Origin of the sequence: Micromonospora sp. RV43 (genome assembly GCF_001029515.1) — a bacterium.
In the GTDB taxonomy this organism is placed as follows: Bacteria; Actinomycetota; Actinomycetes; order Mycobacteriales; family Micromonosporaceae; genus Micromonospora; species Micromonospora aurantiaca.
The window spans coordinates 16,699-35,384 of the sequence record NZ_LEKG01000007.1 but is presented as its reverse complement, the minus strand read 5'-3'; the positions used below and the strand labels follow the sequence as shown (position 1 = coordinate 35,384).

The 18,686-nt window shown below is 73.0% G+C and carries 18 protein-coding genes; 10 read left to right on the top strand and 8 right to left on the bottom strand.

Annotated features, from left to right (window positions below; genetic code table 11):
• Positions 1–23: 23 nt before the first annotated feature.
• The gene (locus ABD52_RS03305) at positions 24–680 is read right to left on the bottom strand and encodes a 4'-phosphopantetheinyl transferase (RefSeq protein WP_047890734.1); all 657 of its coding nucleotides are present in this window, start codon (positions 678–680) and stop codon (positions 24–26) included.
• Positions 681–806: 126 nt separating this feature from the next.
• Here ABD52_RS03305 and ABD52_RS03300 point away from each other — a divergent pair, with 126 nt between their 5' ends.
• On the top strand, positions 807–1,082 hold the full coding sequence (locus ABD52_RS03300; protein WP_013283937.1) for a hypothetical protein: 276 nt from the start codon (positions 807–809) through the stop codon (positions 1,080–1,082).
• A 52-nt stretch (positions 1,083–1,134) separates the two neighbouring features.
• Here ABD52_RS03300 and ABD52_RS03295 read toward each other — a convergent pair whose 3' ends face one another.
• From ABD52_RS03295 to ABD52_RS03285, 3 genes are all read right to left on the bottom strand, one after another.
• Entirely contained in the window at positions 1,135–1,908 is a 774-nt protein-coding gene (locus tag ABD52_RS03295; protein ID WP_047890733.1) for a hypothetical protein, read from the bottom strand.
• A 2-nt stretch (positions 1,909–1,910) separates the two neighbouring features.
• Positions 1,911–3,203 (bottom strand): VWA domain-containing protein, encoded by a 1,293-nt coding sequence (locus ABD52_RS03290; RefSeq protein ID WP_047890732.1) that lies wholly within the window; start codon positions 3,201–3,203, stop codon positions 1,911–1,913.
• A 306-nt stretch (positions 3,204–3,509) separates the two neighbouring features.
• On the bottom strand, positions 3,510–5,180 hold the full coding sequence (locus tag ABD52_RS03285) for a dolichyl-phosphate-mannose--protein mannosyltransferase (protein WP_047890731.1): 1,671 nt from the start codon (positions 5,178–5,180) through the stop codon (positions 3,510–3,512).
• Positions 5,181–5,263: 83 nt separating this feature from the next.
• Here ABD52_RS03285 and rsmI point away from each other — a divergent pair, with 83 nt between their 5' ends.
• The gene (rsmI, locus tag ABD52_RS03280; protein ID WP_145754457.1) at positions 5,264–6,112 is read left to right on the top strand and encodes a 16S rRNA (cytidine(1402)-2'-O)-methyltransferase; all 849 of its coding nucleotides are present in this window, start codon (positions 5,264–5,266) and stop codon (positions 6,110–6,112) included.
• 60 nt (positions 6,113–6,172) lie between these two features.
• Here the strand turns inward: rsmI and ABD52_RS03275 are convergent, their stop codons facing one another.
• Complete coding sequence (locus ABD52_RS03275) at positions 6,173–7,003, bottom strand: hypothetical protein (protein WP_221488154.1); 831 nt, start codon at positions 7,001–7,003, stop codon at positions 6,173–6,175.
• 127 nt (positions 7,004–7,130) lie between these two features.
• Here ABD52_RS03275 and metG point away from each other — a divergent pair, with 127 nt between their 5' ends.
• Complete coding sequence (gene metG, locus ABD52_RS03270; RefSeq protein ID WP_030274078.1) at positions 7,131–8,933, top strand: methionine--tRNA ligase; 1,803 nt, start codon at positions 7,131–7,133, stop codon at positions 8,931–8,933.
• A 58-nt stretch (positions 8,934–8,991) separates the two neighbouring features.
• Here metG and ABD52_RS03265 read toward each other — a convergent pair whose 3' ends face one another.
• Together ABD52_RS03265 and ABD52_RS03260 are read right to left on the bottom strand one after the other, a co-directional pair.
• A complete protein-coding gene (locus tag ABD52_RS03265) occupies positions 8,992–9,843 on the bottom strand; it encodes an alpha/beta fold hydrolase (protein ID WP_013473944.1) in 852 nt (283 codons plus the stop codon).
• A 61-nt stretch (positions 9,844–9,904) separates the two neighbouring features.
• Complete coding sequence (locus ABD52_RS03260) at positions 9,905–11,149, bottom strand: hypothetical protein (protein ID WP_047890729.1); 1,245 nt, start codon at positions 11,147–11,149, stop codon at positions 9,905–9,907.
• A gap of 81 nt (positions 11,150–11,230) precedes the next feature.
• On the opposite strand from ABD52_RS03260, the gene ABD52_RS03255 reads away from it, so the two are divergent.
• From ABD52_RS03255 to ABD52_RS03230, 6 genes are all read left to right on the top strand, one after another.
• On the top strand, positions 11,231–12,136 hold the full coding sequence (locus ABD52_RS03255; RefSeq protein WP_047890728.1) for a TatD family hydrolase: 906 nt from the start codon (positions 11,231–11,233) through the stop codon (positions 12,134–12,136).
• Between the two features lie 102 nt (positions 12,137–12,238).
• A complete protein-coding gene (rsmA, locus tag ABD52_RS03250; protein WP_047890727.1) occupies positions 12,239–13,108 on the top strand; it encodes a 16S rRNA (adenine(1518)-N(6)/adenine(1519)-N(6))-dimethyltransferase RsmA in 870 nt (289 codons plus the stop codon).
• A gap of 86 nt (positions 13,109–13,194) precedes the next feature.
• Entirely contained in the window at positions 13,195–14,148 is a 954-nt protein-coding gene (locus tag ABD52_RS03245; protein ID WP_047890726.1) for a 4-(cytidine 5'-diphospho)-2-C-methyl-D-erythritol kinase, read from the top strand.
• 65 nt (positions 14,149–14,213) lie between these two features.
• Positions 14,214–16,013 carry an ABC-F family ATP-binding cassette domain-containing protein gene (locus ABD52_RS03240; RefSeq protein ID WP_047890725.1) on the top strand — a complete coding sequence of 600 codons (1,800 nt, stop codon included), beginning with the start codon at positions 14,214–14,216 and terminating at the stop codon, positions 16,011–16,013.
• A gap of 97 nt (positions 16,014–16,110) precedes the next feature.
• A complete protein-coding gene (locus tag ABD52_RS03235) occupies positions 16,111–16,566 on the top strand; it encodes a DUF4383 domain-containing protein (RefSeq protein WP_013283950.1) in 456 nt (151 codons plus the stop codon).
• A gap of 116 nt (positions 16,567–16,682) precedes the next feature.
• Positions 16,683–17,150 carry a DUF4383 domain-containing protein gene (locus ABD52_RS03230; RefSeq protein WP_030274086.1) on the top strand — a complete coding sequence of 156 codons (468 nt, stop codon included), beginning with the start codon at positions 16,683–16,685 and terminating at the stop codon, positions 17,148–17,150.
• A 41-nt stretch (positions 17,151–17,191) separates the two neighbouring features.
• Here ABD52_RS03230 and ABD52_RS03225 read toward each other — a convergent pair whose 3' ends face one another.
• Positions 17,192–17,860 carry a TetR family transcriptional regulator gene (locus ABD52_RS03225; RefSeq protein WP_013283952.1) on the bottom strand — a complete coding sequence of 223 codons (669 nt, stop codon included), beginning with the start codon at positions 17,858–17,860 and terminating at the stop codon, positions 17,192–17,194.
• A gap of 72 nt (positions 17,861–17,932) precedes the next feature.
• Here ABD52_RS03225 and ABD52_RS03220 point away from each other — a divergent pair, with 72 nt between their 5' ends.
• Complete coding sequence (locus ABD52_RS03220) at positions 17,933–18,673, top strand: helix-turn-helix domain-containing protein (RefSeq protein WP_047890724.1); 741 nt, start codon at positions 17,933–17,935, stop codon at positions 18,671–18,673.
• Positions 18,674–18,686 lie beyond the last annotated feature (13 nt).

The window sequence follows — 18,686 nt, the reverse complement described above, 5'->3', positions numbered from 1 at the left end:
GGCACAACCCGCCCGGCAGTGCCTCATCGACGAAGCAGGACGGCCGCGGTGCGGACCAGGTCGTCGTCCACGGCGAACCGTCCGGTCACCGCTGACGGTGGATCGGGCACCGGTGCGGCGGCGAGCCGGGCCGGGGCGATGGCGGCGTGGAAGGTGCCCGCCTCCGGGTCCAGCGTGACGCGCGCGTCGGCGAAGCCCAGCCACGTGCCGACGAGCGGGTGCCAGACCTTGTAGACGGTCTCCTTCGCGCTGAACAACACGGTCGGCCAGGGCGTGCCGGGCGGCAGCCGGGCCAGGTCCGCCTCCTCGTCGGGGCGGCACACCTTCCGGCGTACCCCCGGGGAGAGCGGCCGGTAGCGCTCGGCGTCGATACCGACGGCGCGCACGTCGGTGGCGTGGGCGGCGGCCGCGGCGCAGTAGTCGCGGGTGTGGGTGATGGCGCCGACCACGCCGGGCGGCCAGATCGGGGCCCGGTCGGCGCCGGCCGGTACCGGCGTGGCGGGCAGGCCGAGCGCGCCGAGTGCCCGCCGGGCGCAGACCCGCCCGGCGGTGAAGTCTCGGCGCCGGCCGGGTACCGCGCGCTCACCCAGGGCGGCCAGCTCGGCCGGGAGCAGCTCACCGGCCCAGTCGGCCGCGTCGGCCACCGCCACGGCGACCTCGGCCGGGAGCAGATCACGCACGAGAGGTGGATGACGGGGACACGCGGTGAACGTACCGTAACGCTTGGGCGTGCCGCTGCGCTGAAGGAATGTTGCGGGGAGGCAACCGGTCCATCACCACCATTCCTGACTCGGAAGGAGCGGCCGATGACGCCTGGCGCTGAGGTTTCGGGAAGTACCGGCGGCGAGCACGTGCCGGTGACCCCCGACTGGACATGCGGCTCGTGCGGTGACGACTGGCCCTGCGCCACGAAACGTCATCACCTGCTGCGCGAGTACCAGGTGGACCGGGCGTCGTTGAGCGTCTATCTCGGGTCCTGCCTCGCCGCGGCGACGCAGGATCTACGCTCCGTGCCGGTCACCGCGCTCCAGGACCGGTTCATCGGCTGGGTGCCGCGCGGCCCGCGTATCGCCGAGGCATGAGCGCGTCCGGTGGCCGCCGCGTCGGGTTCGCGGCGGCCACCGGCTGCGGTCCTCAGGGGCGGCGCGGCCGCCGGGTGAGCCCGAAGCCGACCACGCCGGCCACGGCGGCGAGCACGCCGCCCACTGTGGTCCACACCCAGCGCGATCCGGCCTCGGGGAGCCACCCGGTCAGGTCGGTCTCCTCGTCGGCCACCGGCTCGGGCGTCGGCTCGGCGCTGAGCACGGTGCCGGCCCTGGTGTTCGGCACCAGCGGCGCGGTCAGTTCGCCGTCGTCGCCGGACGCGCCGCCCTCGTCGGTCGCGCCGACGAGCATCTCCACGTCGATCGGCAGACCGAGGTCGGGTTCCGGCAGATCGGTGACGGAGAGCCGGATGTAGTAGGTGCCGGGCAGCGGGTCGCCCGACCAGGGCTCGGCCCACGGCCGTACCCGGCGCAGCGTGCAGCCCAGCGCGACGCTCGTCGCCGACGCGCCGGCGGTCGGGGTCTGCGCGCCGGCGGTGCACGCCTGCCGGCGGCGCAGCCCGTCGAAGACGTCGACGGTCCAGGTGGACGCGCCGCTGCGTGGCTTCGGGAACGTGACGGTGGCGGTGACCTCGTGCACCTGCCCGGCGTCGGCGCGGAACGACCAGTACAGGTGGTCGCCGGTCGACGCGCCCACCTGCACCGGCTGGCCGGCGGTGACTGTGGTGGCGGTGAGGAACGAGGTGCCCGCCTTGGTCACCGTGGTCGCGCCCGGTGACGGGCTGGGCGCGGCCAGGGCCGCCGCCGGGGTGAGGGCGAGTCCGGCGGCGGTGATCGCCGCCGCGGAGCGGATCAGCGTACGCATGCTCAGTTCACCCTCCACGTGTGCACCCACCAGCGGGTGAGCAGTCCGGCGACCAGCCCGGTGAGCAGTCCGGCGAGCGCGAGCAGGAGCAGCAGCACCCAGCCGCGGCCCAGATCCGGCCCGTCCGGCGCGGGGGAGGCGGCCACCACGTCGACTGTCAGCTCCACCGGCATGCCGGGCCGGGCCTGGGTGCCGGGCTTGGCCGCGAACGAGTTGCTGACCACCAGGCAGACGGTCCGTACGGGCTGCTCCGCGCCGGCGCTCGGCTCCGGGCTCGGCCCGTCCTCCTCCTCTTCGGCGGCCGACCAGCGCAGCCCGGCGGAGACCACGTCGGTGCGCCCGCTGCCGGCGTCGACGCCCCGGACCAGTTCCCGCCCGTCCGGCGCGGTGGCGCGCAGCAGCACGCCGTAGTCCGGGTTGACCGGCCGGTCCAGCGCGACGCTCACCGAGGCGCGCAGTTCCTGCCCGGGACGCACCGGCACCCGGTACCAGCGGTGCTCGGAGAACGCCTCCCGGTCGCTGTAGACGCCGGGGGCGAGCAGCGGCGCGCCCTCGCACGCCGTGCCGCCGCCGACCACAGCCGGAGCGGCGGTGTACGTGTCCCGGGCGCGGTCGACGAGCTGCTTGATCCGGCCGGTCAGCTCGTCGGCGCTCTGCGCGGCGGTGTAGGTGCCCCCGGTCGCGCCGGCGATGCAGAGCAGCTGCTTGCGTACCTTCTCGTCCGGCGCCAGGCCGAGCGTGTCGACCACCAGGCGGGTGCCCTGGGCGGCCAGCTCGCGGGCCACCTCGCACGGGTCGGGCGGCGCGCAGGTGTCCTCACCGTCGGTGATCAGCACGATCCGGCGGGCGGTGCTGCCGGTTCCCAGGTCCTGCGCGGCGGAGCGCAGCGCCAGCCCGACCGGTGTGAAACCGGTCGGCCGCAGCCCGGCCACGGCGGCCTTGGCCTGGGTACGGTCCACCGGGCCGACGGGCACGATCTGCTGGGTGTCCAGGCAGCCCTGCTTCTTGTCCTTGCCCCGGTAGGTGGCGCCGAGCACCCGGATGCCGAGCTGTGTCTCGTCCGGCAGGGCGTCGACCACCTCGTTGAACGCCTGCTGGGCGACGGAGATCCGGCTGCGGCCGTCGATGTCGCGGGCCCGCATCGATCCGCTGACGTCGAGGACCAGCTCGACCTTGGGTGGTTCGGCGACGGGCTCGGTGGTCTCGTCGTCGGCCCCGGCGGGGCTCGGCCCGATCAGCGCGGCCGCCGCCAGCAGTCCGATGAGGACGGCCGTCGATCGTCTCTTGTTGATCACCGGGCGAAGTGTAGTGAGATCCACATTGGAAGATCATCCGGGTCGGAGGTGCCCGCCGGAGGCCCGTCTCCGGCGTCCGCTGGGGCCGTCACGGTCGCGCTCGGCCACCCACCGTTAGCTGCACCATGTAAACCTTTCGGCCGGTGGTGCACTCGTCGGAAATCTGACCGGCCCGCACCCGTTGTGCCGTTGCCGGAGTGTGGTTAAGCTCTGTCTTGCGCGCCCCAATCGCCCGCTTCCCCCGTGGCAGGCGATCGGGGCGCGCTTCTTTGTGCCCCGGCGCCGCGCAGTGCCCGGCGCCCCGCGTCAGATCCAGCGGCCGTCCAGCCACATCCGCGCCGACCAGTCCGCGTACGGCAGCACCCGGCCCACGAAGATCGGGTAGAAGTACGCGAAACAGAGCGCCACGAGCAACACGTACGCGCCCGCGATGATCCCGCCCACCAGCCGGCGGTCGTGGACCTGTTGCGGGTCCGGTGGCGCGGCCGTGTTCGTCACCGGCGCCGGGGTGGCGATCGCGCCGAGCACGTAGACCACCGCGAGCACCAGGAACGGCACCGCCGGCGCGGCGTAGAAGGAGAACATCGTCCGGCCGTCGAGGGCGAACCAGAACCAGGGCAGCAGGCCGGCGGCGACGCTGAGCAGGATCGCGCCCGCCCGCCAGTCACGCCGGGCCAGGCCGAGCCAGGCGGTTGCGGCGATCGCCGGCAGGAACGACCACCACAGCAGCGGCGTGCCCAGCAGCAGCACCTCCGAGGCGCAGCTCGGCGCGCCGCAACTGCCGTCCCCGGACCAGTGGAACGCCACCGGACGGCCGAGCAGCAGCCACTGCCAGGGCCAGGACTGATACTTGTGCGGGTCGTCGAGCTGGGTGTGGAAGCCGTACGCGGCCTTGTGGTACTCCCACAGGTTGATCAGCGCCCCGATGAACGGGGTGTCGCTCAGCTCCGGGTTGTTCGGGTAGCGCTCCGCCAGGCGGTAGTAGCCGTCCTGCCCGAGCAGCCAGCCCGACCAGGTCGCGACGTAGGTAACGAGTATCAGCGCACCTGCGGCGAGCAGCCACGGCAGCTCGTCGAGCACCGCGTCGCGCCACGGCCGGCGTACCCCGGACGAGCGGCGGACGCCCACCTCCCAGAGCAGCACCAGCAACGCGAACGCCGGTACGAAGTAGAGCGCGCTCCACTTCACCGAGCAGGCGCAGCCGAGCAGCACACCTGCTGCCAGCCGCCACCACGGCCAGTCCCGCCAGCCCGACGACGGACGGCCGGCCCGGCCCGGCTGTGTCGGGTCGAGCCCGCCCTCCAGCGCCCGCGCCCAGCGCCGCCTCCGGGCGTCCCGGTCGAGCACCAGCGCGCCGAACGCGGCGAGCACGAACAGCAGCAGGAAGATGTCGAGGATGGCCGTGCGGGACAGCACCAGGTGGTAGCCGTCGAGCGCGAGCAGCAGGCCGGCCGCGCAGCCGAGCACCGTGGAGCGGAACATCCGCCGCCCGATACGGACCAGCAGCAGCACCGACAGCGTGCCCGCCACCGCCGCTCCGAACCGCCAGCCGAACTCCGGCGAGGTGGTGATCAGGTGGCCCGGCACCGAGACGCCGCTGTCCGCGTCCTGGTAGCCGAAGGCCCACTCGCCGATGCCGATCATCCACTTGCCCAGCGGTGGATGCACCACGTACGAAGGGCCGTTGTCCTTGTAGTTCCACTCGAAGCCGCGGTCGATCAGCCCGTACGCGTCCTTGGCGTAGTAGGTCTCGTCGAAGATCTTCCCGGGCGGGAAGCTGAGCCCCACGAAGCGCAGGATCGCCGCGACGGCCACCACCACCGCTGTCGCCAGCCACGCCTGACCTCGACCGATGCGATCATCGACGGTGGCGAGCCGGCGCCGCACGGCGGCGGGAAGCCCGCGCCCGGCGCCGTCGCCCCGGTCGGTGGTGGAAGGGTCCGGGTTCGCGCTCTGTGCTGTCGACGCACTCGTCACCCGGCGATCGTAGGCTGCGAGGGTGCCCGGTGGCGTCTCTCGTCTCCGAAATTGGTACGACCGTCGATGAGGGAGCGCACGCCGTGGGGGAAATGTCCGAGGTAGGGCGGCTCGTGTTGCTCGGCGCGCCGCTCGGCAACCCGGCCGACGCGTCCGCCCGGTTCCGCGAGGTGCTGGCCGCCGCCGACGTGGTCGCCGCCGAGGACACCCGGCGGCTCACCCGGCTGGCCCGCGACCTGGACGTGACTGTGCCCGGCCGGATCGTCTCGTACTTCGAGGGCAACGAGGAGCGGCGTACCCCCGAGCTGGCCGAGGTGCTCGCCGCCGGCTACACGGTCGCGCTGGTCACCGACGGCGGCATGCCGAGCGTCTCCGACCCCGGCTACCGGCTGGTCCGGGCCGCACTGGACGCCGGTGTGCCGGTCACCGCCGCGCCCGGGCCGAGCGCGGTGACCACCGCGCTGGCGCTGTCCGGGTTGCCCTGCGACAGGTTCTGCTTCGAGGGCTTCCTGCCGCGTACTCCCGGCGCCCGCCGCTCCCGGCTGCGCGCGCTCGCCGCCGAGGACCGCACGCTGGTGTTCTTCGAGGCGCCGCACCGCATCGCCGGTGCGCTCGCCGACCTGGCCGAGGCGTTCGGCAGGGACCGGCCCGCCGCGCTCTGCCGCGAGTTGACCAAGACCTACGAGGAGGTCGTCCGCCGGCCGCTCGGCGAACTGGCCGAGTGGGCCGCCGAGGGCGATCCGCGGGGCGAGATCACGCTCGTCGTTGCGGGCGCACCGGCCACGCCCGCGGTCCGGCCGGACGACGAGACGCTGCGCGCGGCGGTGGCCGAGCGCGAGGCGGCCGGGCTGTCCCGCCGGGACGCGATCACCGAGGTCGCCACCGCGTACGGGCTGCGGCGGCGCGAGGTGTACGCCGTCGTGCACAGCTGAAAGGAAGGGCCCCTTCTTAACGCCTGCGGTAGAGGAAGGGCCCCCTCTTAACGCCTTACCTCACCAGGCGGCGGCCAGGAAGCCGACGGTGATCAACGCCGGGCCGGCCAGCGCCAGGCCGACCGCCCAGCGCCGCTGCCGTTCGTCCGCGAGCCGGGTCGCCCCGGTCCACCTGGCGATCCCGGCGGCGCAGCCGGCCACCAGGGCCAGCCCCAGCAGCCAGCGCAGGTGCCGTCCGACGCCGGTGTCCGCGTAGGCGGTTGACCCGTCCGGCCCGGTCATCCGCGCCCGCAGCGAGCTGCCGGTGTCGGTGCGCCCGGCCGGTACGCCGCTGACCCGTACCCCGTGGGCCTGGAACCGGTCGCCGTCGGCGGAGAAGATGCCCCGGCAGCGCTGGGTGAGCCCGCCGCCCGCGCACTCGGTGATCATCACGGTGCCGCCGGTCGAGTGCCCCACCGCCAGCCAGAACGGCCCGGCGCTCACCCAGGCGAAGAACGCGGCGAGCAGGCTCAGCGTCAGCAGCACGGCCAGCCCGGCGGGCGGGCTCGGCGGCGCGGCCGGGCGGGCGCGTTCCCGTCGCGCCGGGGGCCGGCCCGGACGTGGGCGCGGCTCGTCGCGCAGCGGCGTGCCGTCCCAGTGCACCTCCTCGATCGGTGCCCAGCCGCCGGACGGGGCGGCCTCGCGCTGCCAGCGCGGCTGGCGTACCGGCACCCGGCTCGGCACCGCGTCCACCGGCGCTCCGGTGGTCGGCTCCACCTCCACCGGCGGGTCCGCCGGGTCGAGCCGTGGCTGGGGAGCGACGGGCCCGCCGGGCGGCGTGGGCCGCGCCGCCCGCCGCGTGGCGGCCGCCGACGGCTCGGGCGCCGCTGGTCTGCTGGTCACGATGTTCATTTCACACCGGTACGTCTGGCTTGTCGGGCAGCTCACGCCGCGTGTCGGCGACAAATCGGACGTACGGTCGGAGCGCGCACCCCATTGGTTCGCGGCACGCCCACGGCAATCACTAGGCTTGCTGCTCATGAGTCACGTTCTCGCCGCGGTCGCCTGGCCCTACGCCAACGGCCCGCGCCACATCGGCCACGTATCCGGATTCGGCGTTCCCTCCGACGTCTTCTCCCGGTACATGCGGATGGCCGGTCACGACGTGCTCATGGTCTCCGGCACCGACGAACACGGCACCCCGATCCAGGTGCAGGCCGACGCCGAGGGGGTCACCCCGCGCGAGCTGGCCGACCGCTACAACCGGGTGATCGCCGAGGACCTGCGGGCGCTGGGCCTGTCGTACGACCTGTTCACCCGCACCACCACGCGCAACCACTACGCGGTGGTGCAGGAGCTGTTCACCGGGCTGCACCGCAACGGCTACATCGTCCCGAAGGTCACCACCGGGGCGATCTCCCCGTCCACCGGCCGGACGCTGCCCGACCGCTACATCGAGGGCACCTGCCCGATCTGCGGCTACGACAGCGCGCGCGGCGACCAGTGCGACAACTGCGGCAACCAGCTCGACCCGATCGACCTGATCGACCCCAAGTCGAAGATCAACGGGGAGACCCCGGAGTTCGTCGAGACCGAGCACTTCTTCCTCGACCTGCCCGCCCTGGCCGACGCGCTGCGGCAGTGGCTGGACACCCGCGACGGCTGGCGCCCGAACGTACTGCGGTTCTCCCGCAACCTGCTCGACGACCTCCAGCCCCGGGCCATCACCCGCGACCTGGAGTGGGGCGTGCCGATCCCGCTCGACGACTGGCGCGACCGCCCGGACAAGCGGATCTACGTCTGGTTCGACGCGGTCATCGGCTACCTGTCCGCGTCCATCGAGTGGGCCCGGCGCACCGGCGACCCGGAGGCCTGGCGCAAGTGGTGGTCGGCGGACGGGGAGGGGAAGGACGCCCGCTCCTACTACTTCATGGGCAAGGACAACATCGTCTTCCACTCGGTGATCTGGCCGGCGCTGCTCGGCGGCTACTCCGGTGAGGGCGCCCGCGACGGCGAACCGGGCGAGCTGGGCCGGCTCAACCTGCCCACCGAGGTCGTCTCCAGCGAGTACCTGACCATGGAGGGACGGAAGTTCTCCTCCTCCCGCAAGGTGGTCATCTACGTCCGGGACTTCCTGGAGCGCTACGACGCCGACGCGCTGCGGTACTTCATCGCGGTGGCCGGCCCGGAGAGCAACGACACCGACTTCACCTGGGCCGAGTTCCTGCGCCGCAACAACGACGAGCTGGTCGCCGGCTGGGGCAACCTGGTCAACCGGTCCGTGTCGATGGCGGCGAAGAACTTCGGCGCGATCCCGCCGGTCGACCCGGCCGGGCTCACCGAGGCCGACCAGGCGCTGCTGGACATCGCGAAGGCCGGCTTCGGCGTGGTCGGCGACCTGATCGCCCGGCACCGGCAGAAGCAGGCCATCGGCGAGGCCATGAAGGTCGTCGCCGAGGCCAACAAGTACCTCTCCGAGCAGGCGCCCTGGAAGCTCAAGGGCGAGGACGAGAAGCCCCGCATGGGCACCGTCCTGCACGTCGCGCTCCAGGTGGTCAGCGACGCCAACACGCTGCTCACCCCGTTCCTGCCGCACTCCGCCCAGAAGATCCATGAGCTGCTCGGCGGCACCGGCGTGCACGCGCCGATGCCCGTCATCGAGGAGGTCGACGACCTCGACGGCGGGCCGTCGTACCCGGTGCTGACCGGTGACTACACGGTCGGGGCGCGCTGGGAGTCCGTACCCCTGGAAGTGGGCCGGCCGCTCGCGGCGCCGAAGCCGGTGTTCCGCAAGCTCGACCCGTCCATCGTCGAGGAGGAGCTGGCCCGCCTGGCCGGCTGAACACGCGCGCGAACCGCGGCCCGGGGATCTCTCCCCGGGCCGCGGTCGTGTGCGCCGGTCAGGCGCGGGCCATGCTCGGCTTGCCGATGAACTCCATGATGGCCTTGTTGACCTCGGTGGGATGGGTCCACGGCGTGCCGTGCGGCGCACCCTTCAGCGTGACCAGCTTGGCGTCGGACAGCATGTTCACCAGCCGCTGGCCCGTCACCGGGTACGGCAGCACGTTGTCCTTGTCGCCCTGGATGATCAGCACCGGCACGTTGATGTTCGGCAGGTCACCGCGGAAGTCGGTCTGCCAGGCGTCCACCGAGTCGTGGGTGCCCTTGGCCGACGCCTGCGCGCCGATCTGCCAGTGCGCGTGGTACGCCTCGTCGCTGACCAGCGTCCCCCGGTTCTCGCTGGCGTTGAAGAACGCGTCGCAGAACTGGGTCAGGTAGGCGAACCGGTCCTGGATGATCGCCTTCTGGAACCCGTCGAACATGCTCTTGTCGACGCCCTCCGGGTCGTCGGGCGCCTTGAGCAGGTACGGCGCCAACGGGGCCATCAGCACCGCCCGGTCCACCCGGTCCGACCCGTACGCGCCCAGATAGCGGGTCACCTCACCGGTGCCCATGGAGTGCCCGACCAGGATCGCGTTCCGCAGGTCCAGTTCGGTCATCAGCACGTCGAGGTCGGCGGAGAACGTGTCGTAGTCGTAGCCCATGGCCGGCTGCGCGGAGTTGCCGAATCCACGCCTGTCGTACGTGATCACCCGGTATCCGGCGTCCAGCAGCGGACCGCTCACCTTCTCCCAGGTCGCCCCGTTGAACGGGAAACCGTGGATCAGCACGATCGGCTGACCGGAACCGTGATCCTCGTAGTACAGGTCGATGGGTGCGGAGTTCTCCGTACCGACGGTGACGAAAGGCATGTCGGGATTCCCCCTCGCGCGGGTTTCTCGGACACCCCACGCCTTCCCGACCTGCCCTCGTCTATTCGTGCCGGGCCGGATAGGGCAGGTCCACCACCCGGTCGTCGGCCAGCTCGGCGCCGGGCGCCCAGACCTCGTACACGCCGCGTTCCAGACACTGCGCGCCGGTCGCGGCCACCGCGTCCGGATCCGGGCGGCGCAGCCGCAACCGCAGCCAGCCGCCCTCCTCCCGCAGCACCAGGCAGGGCACCCCGCGCCAGGCCGCCGTGCGCACCCGCCGGGCCGCCGCGTCCACCGGGTAACGGGCCGCCCGGGTCATCGCCAGCACCCGGAACCCGCCCGGCTGGTCGGCCACCGCCTCGTACTCCGAACCCGCGTACGCGCCGACGAGCCGGGTGGAGCGCGGCGCCTCGCCGGTCGGCACGTACTCCTGGTCGGCGGAGAGACCCGGCACCGCGGCGAGCAGGTGCCGCCACTGCGGGCCGGCCAGGCGCAGCCAGCCCCGCTGCTCCGCCTGGTAGGTGTAGAGGACCACCTCCACCCCGTCGGCCGGGTAGGCGAGCAGGGTGGCGTTCGCCGGCATCGGCAGGTCGGCGAACTCCCGGGTGACGAACTCCGGTACGAGCTGCGCGCTGCTCGGCACGAACCCGGTACCGAGCACCGGCGGCCCGAGCCGGTCCCGGGGCGGCAACGCCATGAGTCCCCGGTGCGCCGGGCCCACGGGCACGTCGTAGTCGGCCGGGTCGGCGGCCCGCCAGCGCACCGCGTACGCCACGTCGCCACCCTCGGAGTCGCCCCGCAGCACCGCCATCCCGGCCGGTGTCCGCAGGTGCGCGACGTCGTGCTCCCGGTAGCAGAAGCCGTGCGGCAGCACGCCCCGCACGTACCCGGCGAGCTGCCGGGCGGAGAGCACCTTCACCATCCGGGTACCCGGCCGGATCACCGCCGACGCCCGTACGGCGGCGAGCGTCGGATCCGCCGCCGCGCCCGGCTGCTGGCTGAGCTGGTGTACGTACGCCCAGCCCCGGTCCCGGTGCACCGGCATCAGCAGCGGCGCGTCCGTGTCGTCGGCCGAACCGGCGCCCCCGTGCACCGCGTCGACCTCGGTCGCGTGCACGAACCGGCGCCACGGATAGCCGTTGCCGGGCCGGGGACACCACTCGAACCCGGGCGCCTCGTCGGCGCTGAACAACTCGTACGCCGCGCCCCGGGCGATCTCCTCCGCCGGATGCACCCGGCCGCCGTACGTCACGCGCAACCCGGCCCGGTCGGAGGCGGGCTCGCCGGCCTGGTCGGTGACTGTCACTCCAGGACGCTAAGCCCGCCAGATGTGAGGCACGTGAACAGCCGGTGGCGGTCCGGGAACGCAGCCCCGGGCGGGTGTGTGATGCTGGCCGCGATGACCGAGCAGACCGAGACCCGCAAGCAGCGCGCCGCCCGCCGGGCCGGGGAGTTCCCGCCCGCCCCCGAGCCGCTGCCCGTACCCGTGCCGGACAGCCACACCCACCTCGACATCACCGTCGGCGAGTTCGGCACGCCTCCCGGCGGCACCACCGGCGACGACCCGGTGGCCGCCGCGATCGACGTCGCCGCCCGGGCCGGCGTGGACCGGCTCGTCCAGGTCGGGGTGGACGTCGACTCGTCCCGGTGGAGCGCCGACGTCGCCGACCGGTACGCCCCGGTGCTCGCCACCGTCGCGCTGCACCCGAACGAGGCGCCCCGGCTGGCCGACCTGGACGAGGCGCTGCGCGAGATCGAGACGCTCGCCGGCCGGGACCGGGTCCGGGGCGTCGGCGAGACCGGGATGGACTTCTTCCGTACCGGCGAGGAGGGGCGGGCCGCGCAGGAGAAGAGCTTCCGGGCGCACATCGCCATCGCCAAGCGGCACGGCAAGGCGCTCGTCATCCACGACCGGGACGCGCACGCCGACGTGCTGCGCATCGTCGACGACGAGGGCGCCCCGGAAACCGTGGTCATGCACTGCTTCTCCGGCGACGCCGACTTCGCCCGCGAGTGCGTCCGGCGCGGCTTCCTGCTCAGCTTCGCCGGCACCGTCACGTTCGGCAGCGCCGCCGCGCTGCGCGAGGCCGCAGCCGTCACCCCGCCGGAGCAGATGCTCGTGGAGACCGACGCGCCCTACCTGACCCCGATGCCGTACCGGGGACGGCCCAACGCGTCGTACCTGATCCCGCTGACGGTCCGTTTCCTCGCCGAGACCACCGGCACCGACGTGGACGCCCTCTGCGCCGCCCTCTCCACGAACGGTGAGCGAGCGTTCGGCCCGTGGCGTTGAGCGCGTTCGGTCCGTGGCGTTAAGAAGGGGCCCCTCCATATCGCGAGGCGTTAAGAAGGGGCCCTTCCTTCCCCGCGGGCGGGGGCGCTTACGCTACGGGGCGTGACCGGACTCCTCGGCCCGGCGGAGATCCGGGAACTCGCCGCGCGCCTCGGCGTCACGCCGACCAAGAAACTCGGCCAGAACTTCGTGCACGACCCCAACACCGTGCGCCGGATCGTCACCACCGCCGGGCTGACCCCCGACGACGTGGCGCTGGAGGTCGGCCCCGGGCTCGGCTCGCTCACGCTCGCCCTGCTCCCGGTCGCCGCGCACGTGCACGCTGTGGAACTCGACCCGGCGCTCGCCGCCGCGCTGCCGGAGACCGCCGCCCGCTTCGCCGGGGCGGCCGCCGAACGGCTCACCGTCCATCCGGCCGACGCGCTGCGGGTCACCGCCGACGACCTGGCCGGCCCGGCGCCCACAGCGCTGGTGGCGAACCTGCCCTACAACGTCGCCGTGCCGGTCGTGCTGCACCTGCTCGCCGAGCTGCCCACGCTGCGCCACGGCCTGGTGATGGTGCAGAAGGAGGTCGCCGACCGGCTCGTCGCCGGTCCCGGCTCCAAGGTGTACGGCATCCCGTCGGTCAAACTCGCCTGGTACGCCCGCTCCCGCGCCGCCGGCAAGGTCCCGCCGAACGTGTTCTGGCCGGTGCCGAACGTCGACTCCGGCCTGGTCGCGTTCACCCGGCGCGAGCCGCCCCGGCCGGACGTACCCCGGAAGGCCGTCTTCGCCGTCGTCGACGCCGCGTTCGCCCAGCGCCGCAAGACGCTGCGCGCCGCCCTGGCCGGCTGGGCCGGCGGCGCGGACCGGGCCGCCGCCGCGCTCACCGCCGCCGGCGTGGACCCGTCCGCGCGGGGCGAATCGCTCACCGTCGAGCAGTTCGCCGCCATCGCGGCGTCGGCCCCGGACGCCCCCGGCGGCGAGCAGTAGGCTGGCGCCGTTGCCCGACCCCTCGCCGAGGAGCTGACAGTGCCGAAGCCGTTCGACATCCGCCCACGTCCGGTGGAGTCCACCCGGTGACCGAGGCATGGCGACCGGGGGACGAGGACGGGCAGCGGCGCGGGGCCAGCGGCCCGGTCAAGGTGCGGGTGCCCGCCAAGGTCAACCTGCATCTCGGGGTCGGACCGCTGCGGCGTGACGGCTACCACGAGCTGAACACCGTCTACCACGCGATCTCGATCTACGACGAGCTGACCGCCCGTCGCGGCGACACGCTCACCCTCACCATGGAGGGCGAGGGCGCCGGCGAGCTGGCGCTGGACGACACCAACCTGGCGCTGCGCGCCGCGCACGCGCTGGCCGGTTACGCGGGCGTCGCCCCGCACGCCCGGCTGCACCTGCGCAAGCAGATCCCGCTCGCCGGCGGGCTGGCCGGTGGCAGCGCCGACGCCGCCGCCGCGCTCGTCGCCTGCGACACGCTCTGGGGCACCGGGCTGTCCCGCGACGAACTCGCCGGCATCGCCGCCGACCTCGGCTCGGACGTGCCGTTCCTCATCCACGGCGGCACCGCGCTCGGCACCGGCCGCGGCGAGGCGGTCAGCCCGGTGCTGGCCCGCCCCACCTCCTGGCACTGGGTGGTGGCGATCGCCGACGCCGGCCTGTCCACCCCGGCCGCGTACCGGGAACTGGACCGGCTGCGTGACGCCGGCGGGGCCGGCACGCCGCTGGGCAGCACCGACGCGCTGCTCGCCGCGCTGCGCCAGCGCGATCCGCGGGTGCTCGCCGCCACGCTCGGCAACGACCTCCAGGACGCCGCGCTGACCATGCGCCCCTCGCTGGCCGAGACGCTCAAGGCCGGCGAGGCCGCGGGGGCGCTCGCCGGCATCGTCTCCGGCTCCGGACCCACCTGCGTCTTCCTCGCCACCGGCGAGGCCGACGCCGTCCGGATCGCCGCCGAGATCACCGCCGCCGGGGTGTGCCGGGAGGCCCGCGTCGCGCACGGTCCGGTCGCCGGCGCCCGCGTGGTCTGACGCCCCGTACCCTTGACTCAGGCGTCCCGGGCCCCCGGGACGCCTGAGTCGTGAAGGGTGGGTCAGTGGCCAACATCGTCAACCTGGACCGGGTGTCCAAGGGGTACGGCGCCGCGGGGCCGCTGCTCACCGACGTCTCGCTCGGCCTCGACGACGCCGACCGGGTCGGTGTGGTCGGCCTCAACGGCACCGGCAAGTCGACATTGCTGCGCCTGCTCACCCGCACCGAGGAACCCGACGACGGCCGCGTCACCCACCGCCGCGACCTGCGGGTGGCCTGGCTGCCGCAGCGCCTGGACCTCGCCCCCGAACTGACCGTGCGGGACGTCGTGCTCGGCACCGCCTGGCTCGGCGAGAGCATGGGCGCCGAGCACGAGTGGGCCGGCGACGCGGGTGTCCGCGCCATCCTCGACGGCCTCGGCATGCCCCACCTCGGCCTGGACACGCCGGTCGGCCCGATGTCCGGCGGGGAACGCCGCCGCGTCGCGCTCGCCGCGCTGCTGGTCCGCGACGCCGACCTGCTCGTCCTCGACGAGCCCACCAACCACCTCGACGTCGGCGGCGTCGACTGGCTGGCCCGGCACCTCGTCACCCGCAGGGGGGCGCTCGTCGTGGTCACCCACGACCGCTGGTTCCTCGACGCCGTCTGCACCACCACCTGGGAGGTCGCCGACCAGACCGTCCGGGCGTACGAGGGCGGCTTCGCCGCATGGACGCTGGCCCGCGTCGAGCGGCAACGCGTCGCCGCCGCCACCGAGGCCCGCCGCCAGAACCTGCTCCGCAAGGAGATCGCCTGGCTGCGCCGGGGCGCCCCCGCACGCACCTCGAAGCCCAAGTTCCGCATCGACGCGGCGAACGCACTCATCGCCGACGTGCCGGAACCCCGCGACACCATGTCGCTGCAACGGCTCGCCACCGCCCGGCTCGGCAAGCAGGTGTACGACCTCGAACACGTCCGGCTGCACGCCGGCCCGAAGGAGATCCTGCACGACACCACCTGGCAGGTCGGGCCCGGCGACCGGGTCGCGATCCTCGGCCGCAACGGCGCCGGCAAGACCACCCTGCTGCGGATGCTCGCCGGCGTGACCGGCCCCGACGGCGGGCGTTTCGCCGCCGGGCAGACCGTCCGGCCCGCGTTCCTGTCCCAGGAACTCGCCGAACTCCCCGGCCACCTGCGCGTGCTGGAAGCCGTCGAGGAGGTGGCCCGGCGTGTGCAGTTCGGCGACCGGGAGATCAGCGCCGCCCAGCTCGCCGAGATCTTCGGCTTCGACGACAAGCGGCTCTGGACCCCGGTGAGCGACCTGTCCGGCGGCGAGCGCCGCCGCCTCCAGATGCTGCGGCTGCTCGCCGGGGAGCCGAACGTGCTCCTGCTCGACGAGCCCACCAACGACCTGGACACCGACACGCTCGCCGCGCTGGAGGACCTGCTCGACTCGTGGCCCGGCACGATCGTGGTGGCCAGCCACGACCGCTACCTGATCGAGCGGGTCACCGACGTCGCGTACGGCATGTTCGGTGACGGCCGCCTGGTGCACCTGCCCGGCGGCGTCGACGAGTACCTCGCGCGCGCCGCCGCGGCCGGCGGCCCGGCACCCGCCGACCTCACCCCGGCCACGGCGGCGCCGGCCCGCGAGGGCATGTCAGCGGCCGAGGTACGCGTCGCGAAGAAGGAACTCAACCGGCTGGAACGGCAGATCGCCAAGCTCGAACAGAAGGAGGCGGGCCTGCACGAGCAGCTCGCCGCGAACGCCACCGACTATGCCCGGGTCGCCGAGCTGGACGCCCAGCTCAAGGAGGTACGGGCCGAGCGGGACCGCACCGAGGAGACCTGGCTGTCCCTCGCCGAGGAGCTCCCGGGCGGCTGACCTGCCGCCGGGGTGGGGGGTGTGCGGCGTCACTGACCGGCGTACGGGACAATCACCGGTGGAACCCTCGTCCGAACGGTCTTTTGGAGACGCAGAGATGGCCCACACCCCCGTCAACCACCCCGCGCGGCCGATCTACCGGGCGATCGGCGGGCTCGTTGGTCTGTACTTCGTCGTCTTCGGCGGCCTCGGCATCATCGCCAGCGCCGGCAACGACTTCCTCGCCCAGGACGACACCAAGGTCCTCGGCCAGGGCACCAACATGGCGTTCTCGCTGCTGTCGGTGCTGGTCGGCGTCGTGATCCTGGTCGGCACCGCGATCGGCCGCAACCTCGACGTGGCGATCAACCAGTGGCTGGCCTACACGCTGATGGTGATCGGCCTGGCCGCGCTGGCGTTCCTGCAGACCGACGCCAACATCTTCAACTTCTCGATCATGACCGACGTCGTGGTCCTGACCCTGGCGCTGGTGCTCCTGATGGTCGGCATGTACGGCAAGGTCGGCTCCGACGACGAGCACGAGGCCTGGCAGAAGGCCCGCCTGGTGCTCTGATCCCGTCTCGTACCCGAAGGCCCGGCGCGCTGCGCCGGGCCTTCGGTGTTTTCCGGACGCGACCGGACAACGCAGGTGACAATTGCCCCGAATCAGTCACACGGCTGGAGGGCATCATGGCGCACTTCCCGGTGAACCACCCCGCGCGGCCGCTCTACCGGGTGCTGTCCGGGCTCATCGGCCTCTACATCCTGGTCTTCGGCGTCTTCGGCGTCTTCCAGACCTGGGGCGAAGGACTGTTCGGCCGGGACAGCGACTGGGCGCTCGGCCTGCGTACCAACCTGGCCTTCTCGCTGGTCTCCGTGGTCTTCGGCGCGGTCCTGCTGGTCGGGGCGTCCCGCCGCGACAACCTCGGCCACTACATGAACCTCACCGCCGGCGTGGTCTTCCTGGTCACCGGCATCCTGATGATGTCGGTGCTCCAGACCCCGGCGAACTTCCTGAACTTCTCGATGTCGACAGTCATCGTGTCGCTGCTGTTCGGGCTGGTCCTGCTCGCCACCGGCCTCTACGACAAGGTCGGCACCGCGGAGCACGCCGAGGAGGAGCGGCAGCGCCGCTACCACCCCATCGGTGAGCGCTGAAGCGGCTGTTGCGCTGACGCGGCTGCTGCGCTGACGCGGCGTCAGCCCCGGGGGATCGGCCCGGGTTTCGACTCCAGGTGCGACAACCCGTTCCAGGCCAGGTTCACCAGGTGCGCCGCCACCGTCTCCTTGCGCGGCTTGCGCACCTCCAGCCACCAGCGGCCGGTCAGCGCCACCATGCCCACCAGCGCCTGGGAGTAGAGCTCCGCCAGCTTCGGGTCGTACCCCCGGATGGAGAACTCGCCCGCCAGGATGTGCTCCACCTGGTGCGCCACGTCGTTCATCACGCTGCTGAAGTTGCCTGTCGCCGACATCAGCGGCGACTCCCGGACCAGCACCCGGAACCCGCTGGTCTCCTCCTCGATGTAGGTCAGCAGCGTCAGCGCGGCCTGCTCCAGCAGCTCCCGCGGGTTGCCCGCGGTCAGCGCCGTGGTGATCCGGTCAAGCAGCGCGCGGACCTCCCGGTCCACCACCACCGCGTAGAGCCCCTCCTTGCCGCCGAAGTGCTCGTAGACCACCGGCTTGGAGACCTTGGCGCGCGCCGCCACCTCCTCGATCGAGGTCGCGTCGAAGCCGCGCTCGGCGAAGATCTGCCGGGCGATCGAGATCAACTGCTCGCGCCGCTGCGTCGCGGACATCCGCACCCGGGAGGGCTTCGCCGCCGGCACGGGCCGCCGACGGGTGCGGTCGCTGCCGGATACGTCGGTCACCCGTCCATCCTGCCAGGCGCGAAGCTCGCGGTCAGACCGGCTGCTGTCGTACGGGTGTTCTAATCTGCTCCGGTGACCGTCGATGATGAGTCCGGTAGTCGTCCGCCCTCTTACCGGGGGTGGAAGCCGGAGCTGCATGCGCGGGCGCTGGCTCTGCGGCGAGCCGGCTCACCGGTGGGGGAGATCGCGAAGGCGCTCGGCGTCTCGAAGTCCACGGCATACCTGTGGACCCGGCATGTGCCGCTGGATCCGGAGCTAGTGCGCCGGCGCCGGCGGGTCGCTCAGCAGGCGCGTGCCGACGCGCAGTGGAGCGCGCACCGGGCGGCGCGGGACGCGGCCCGGGCCGAGGCGGTGGCCGCGTCGGCGGACTGGGTGCGGCGCCTCGACCGGCGCGAGTTGTTGCTGATCGGCGCGGCGCTCTACTGGTGTGAGGGTGGCAAGGCGAAGCCCTGGCGTCCGAACGACTGCCGGATCAAATTCGTCAACAGCGATCCGTTGCTGGTGATGCTCTTCCTTCGCTTCCTGAACGCCGTCGAGGTGCCGGTCGAGGACCGGAGGTTCCGGGTGAGCATCCACGAGACGGCGGACGACGCGGCTGCGGTGCGGTGGTGGGCGGCTCGGGTAGGCGTGCCGGCGGAGAGCTTCCAGCCCACCACGATCAAGAGGCACCGGCCGCTGACCAGGCGCAAGAACGTCGGAGCCGACTACCACGGCTGCCTGACCGTGCACGTCGTGGGTGGAACCCGTCTCTATTGGAGGATCGAAGGGATCATGAAAGGAATGAGCAATGAAGATCCACCTCGTGACCGGTAAGGTGTAGGCAGCC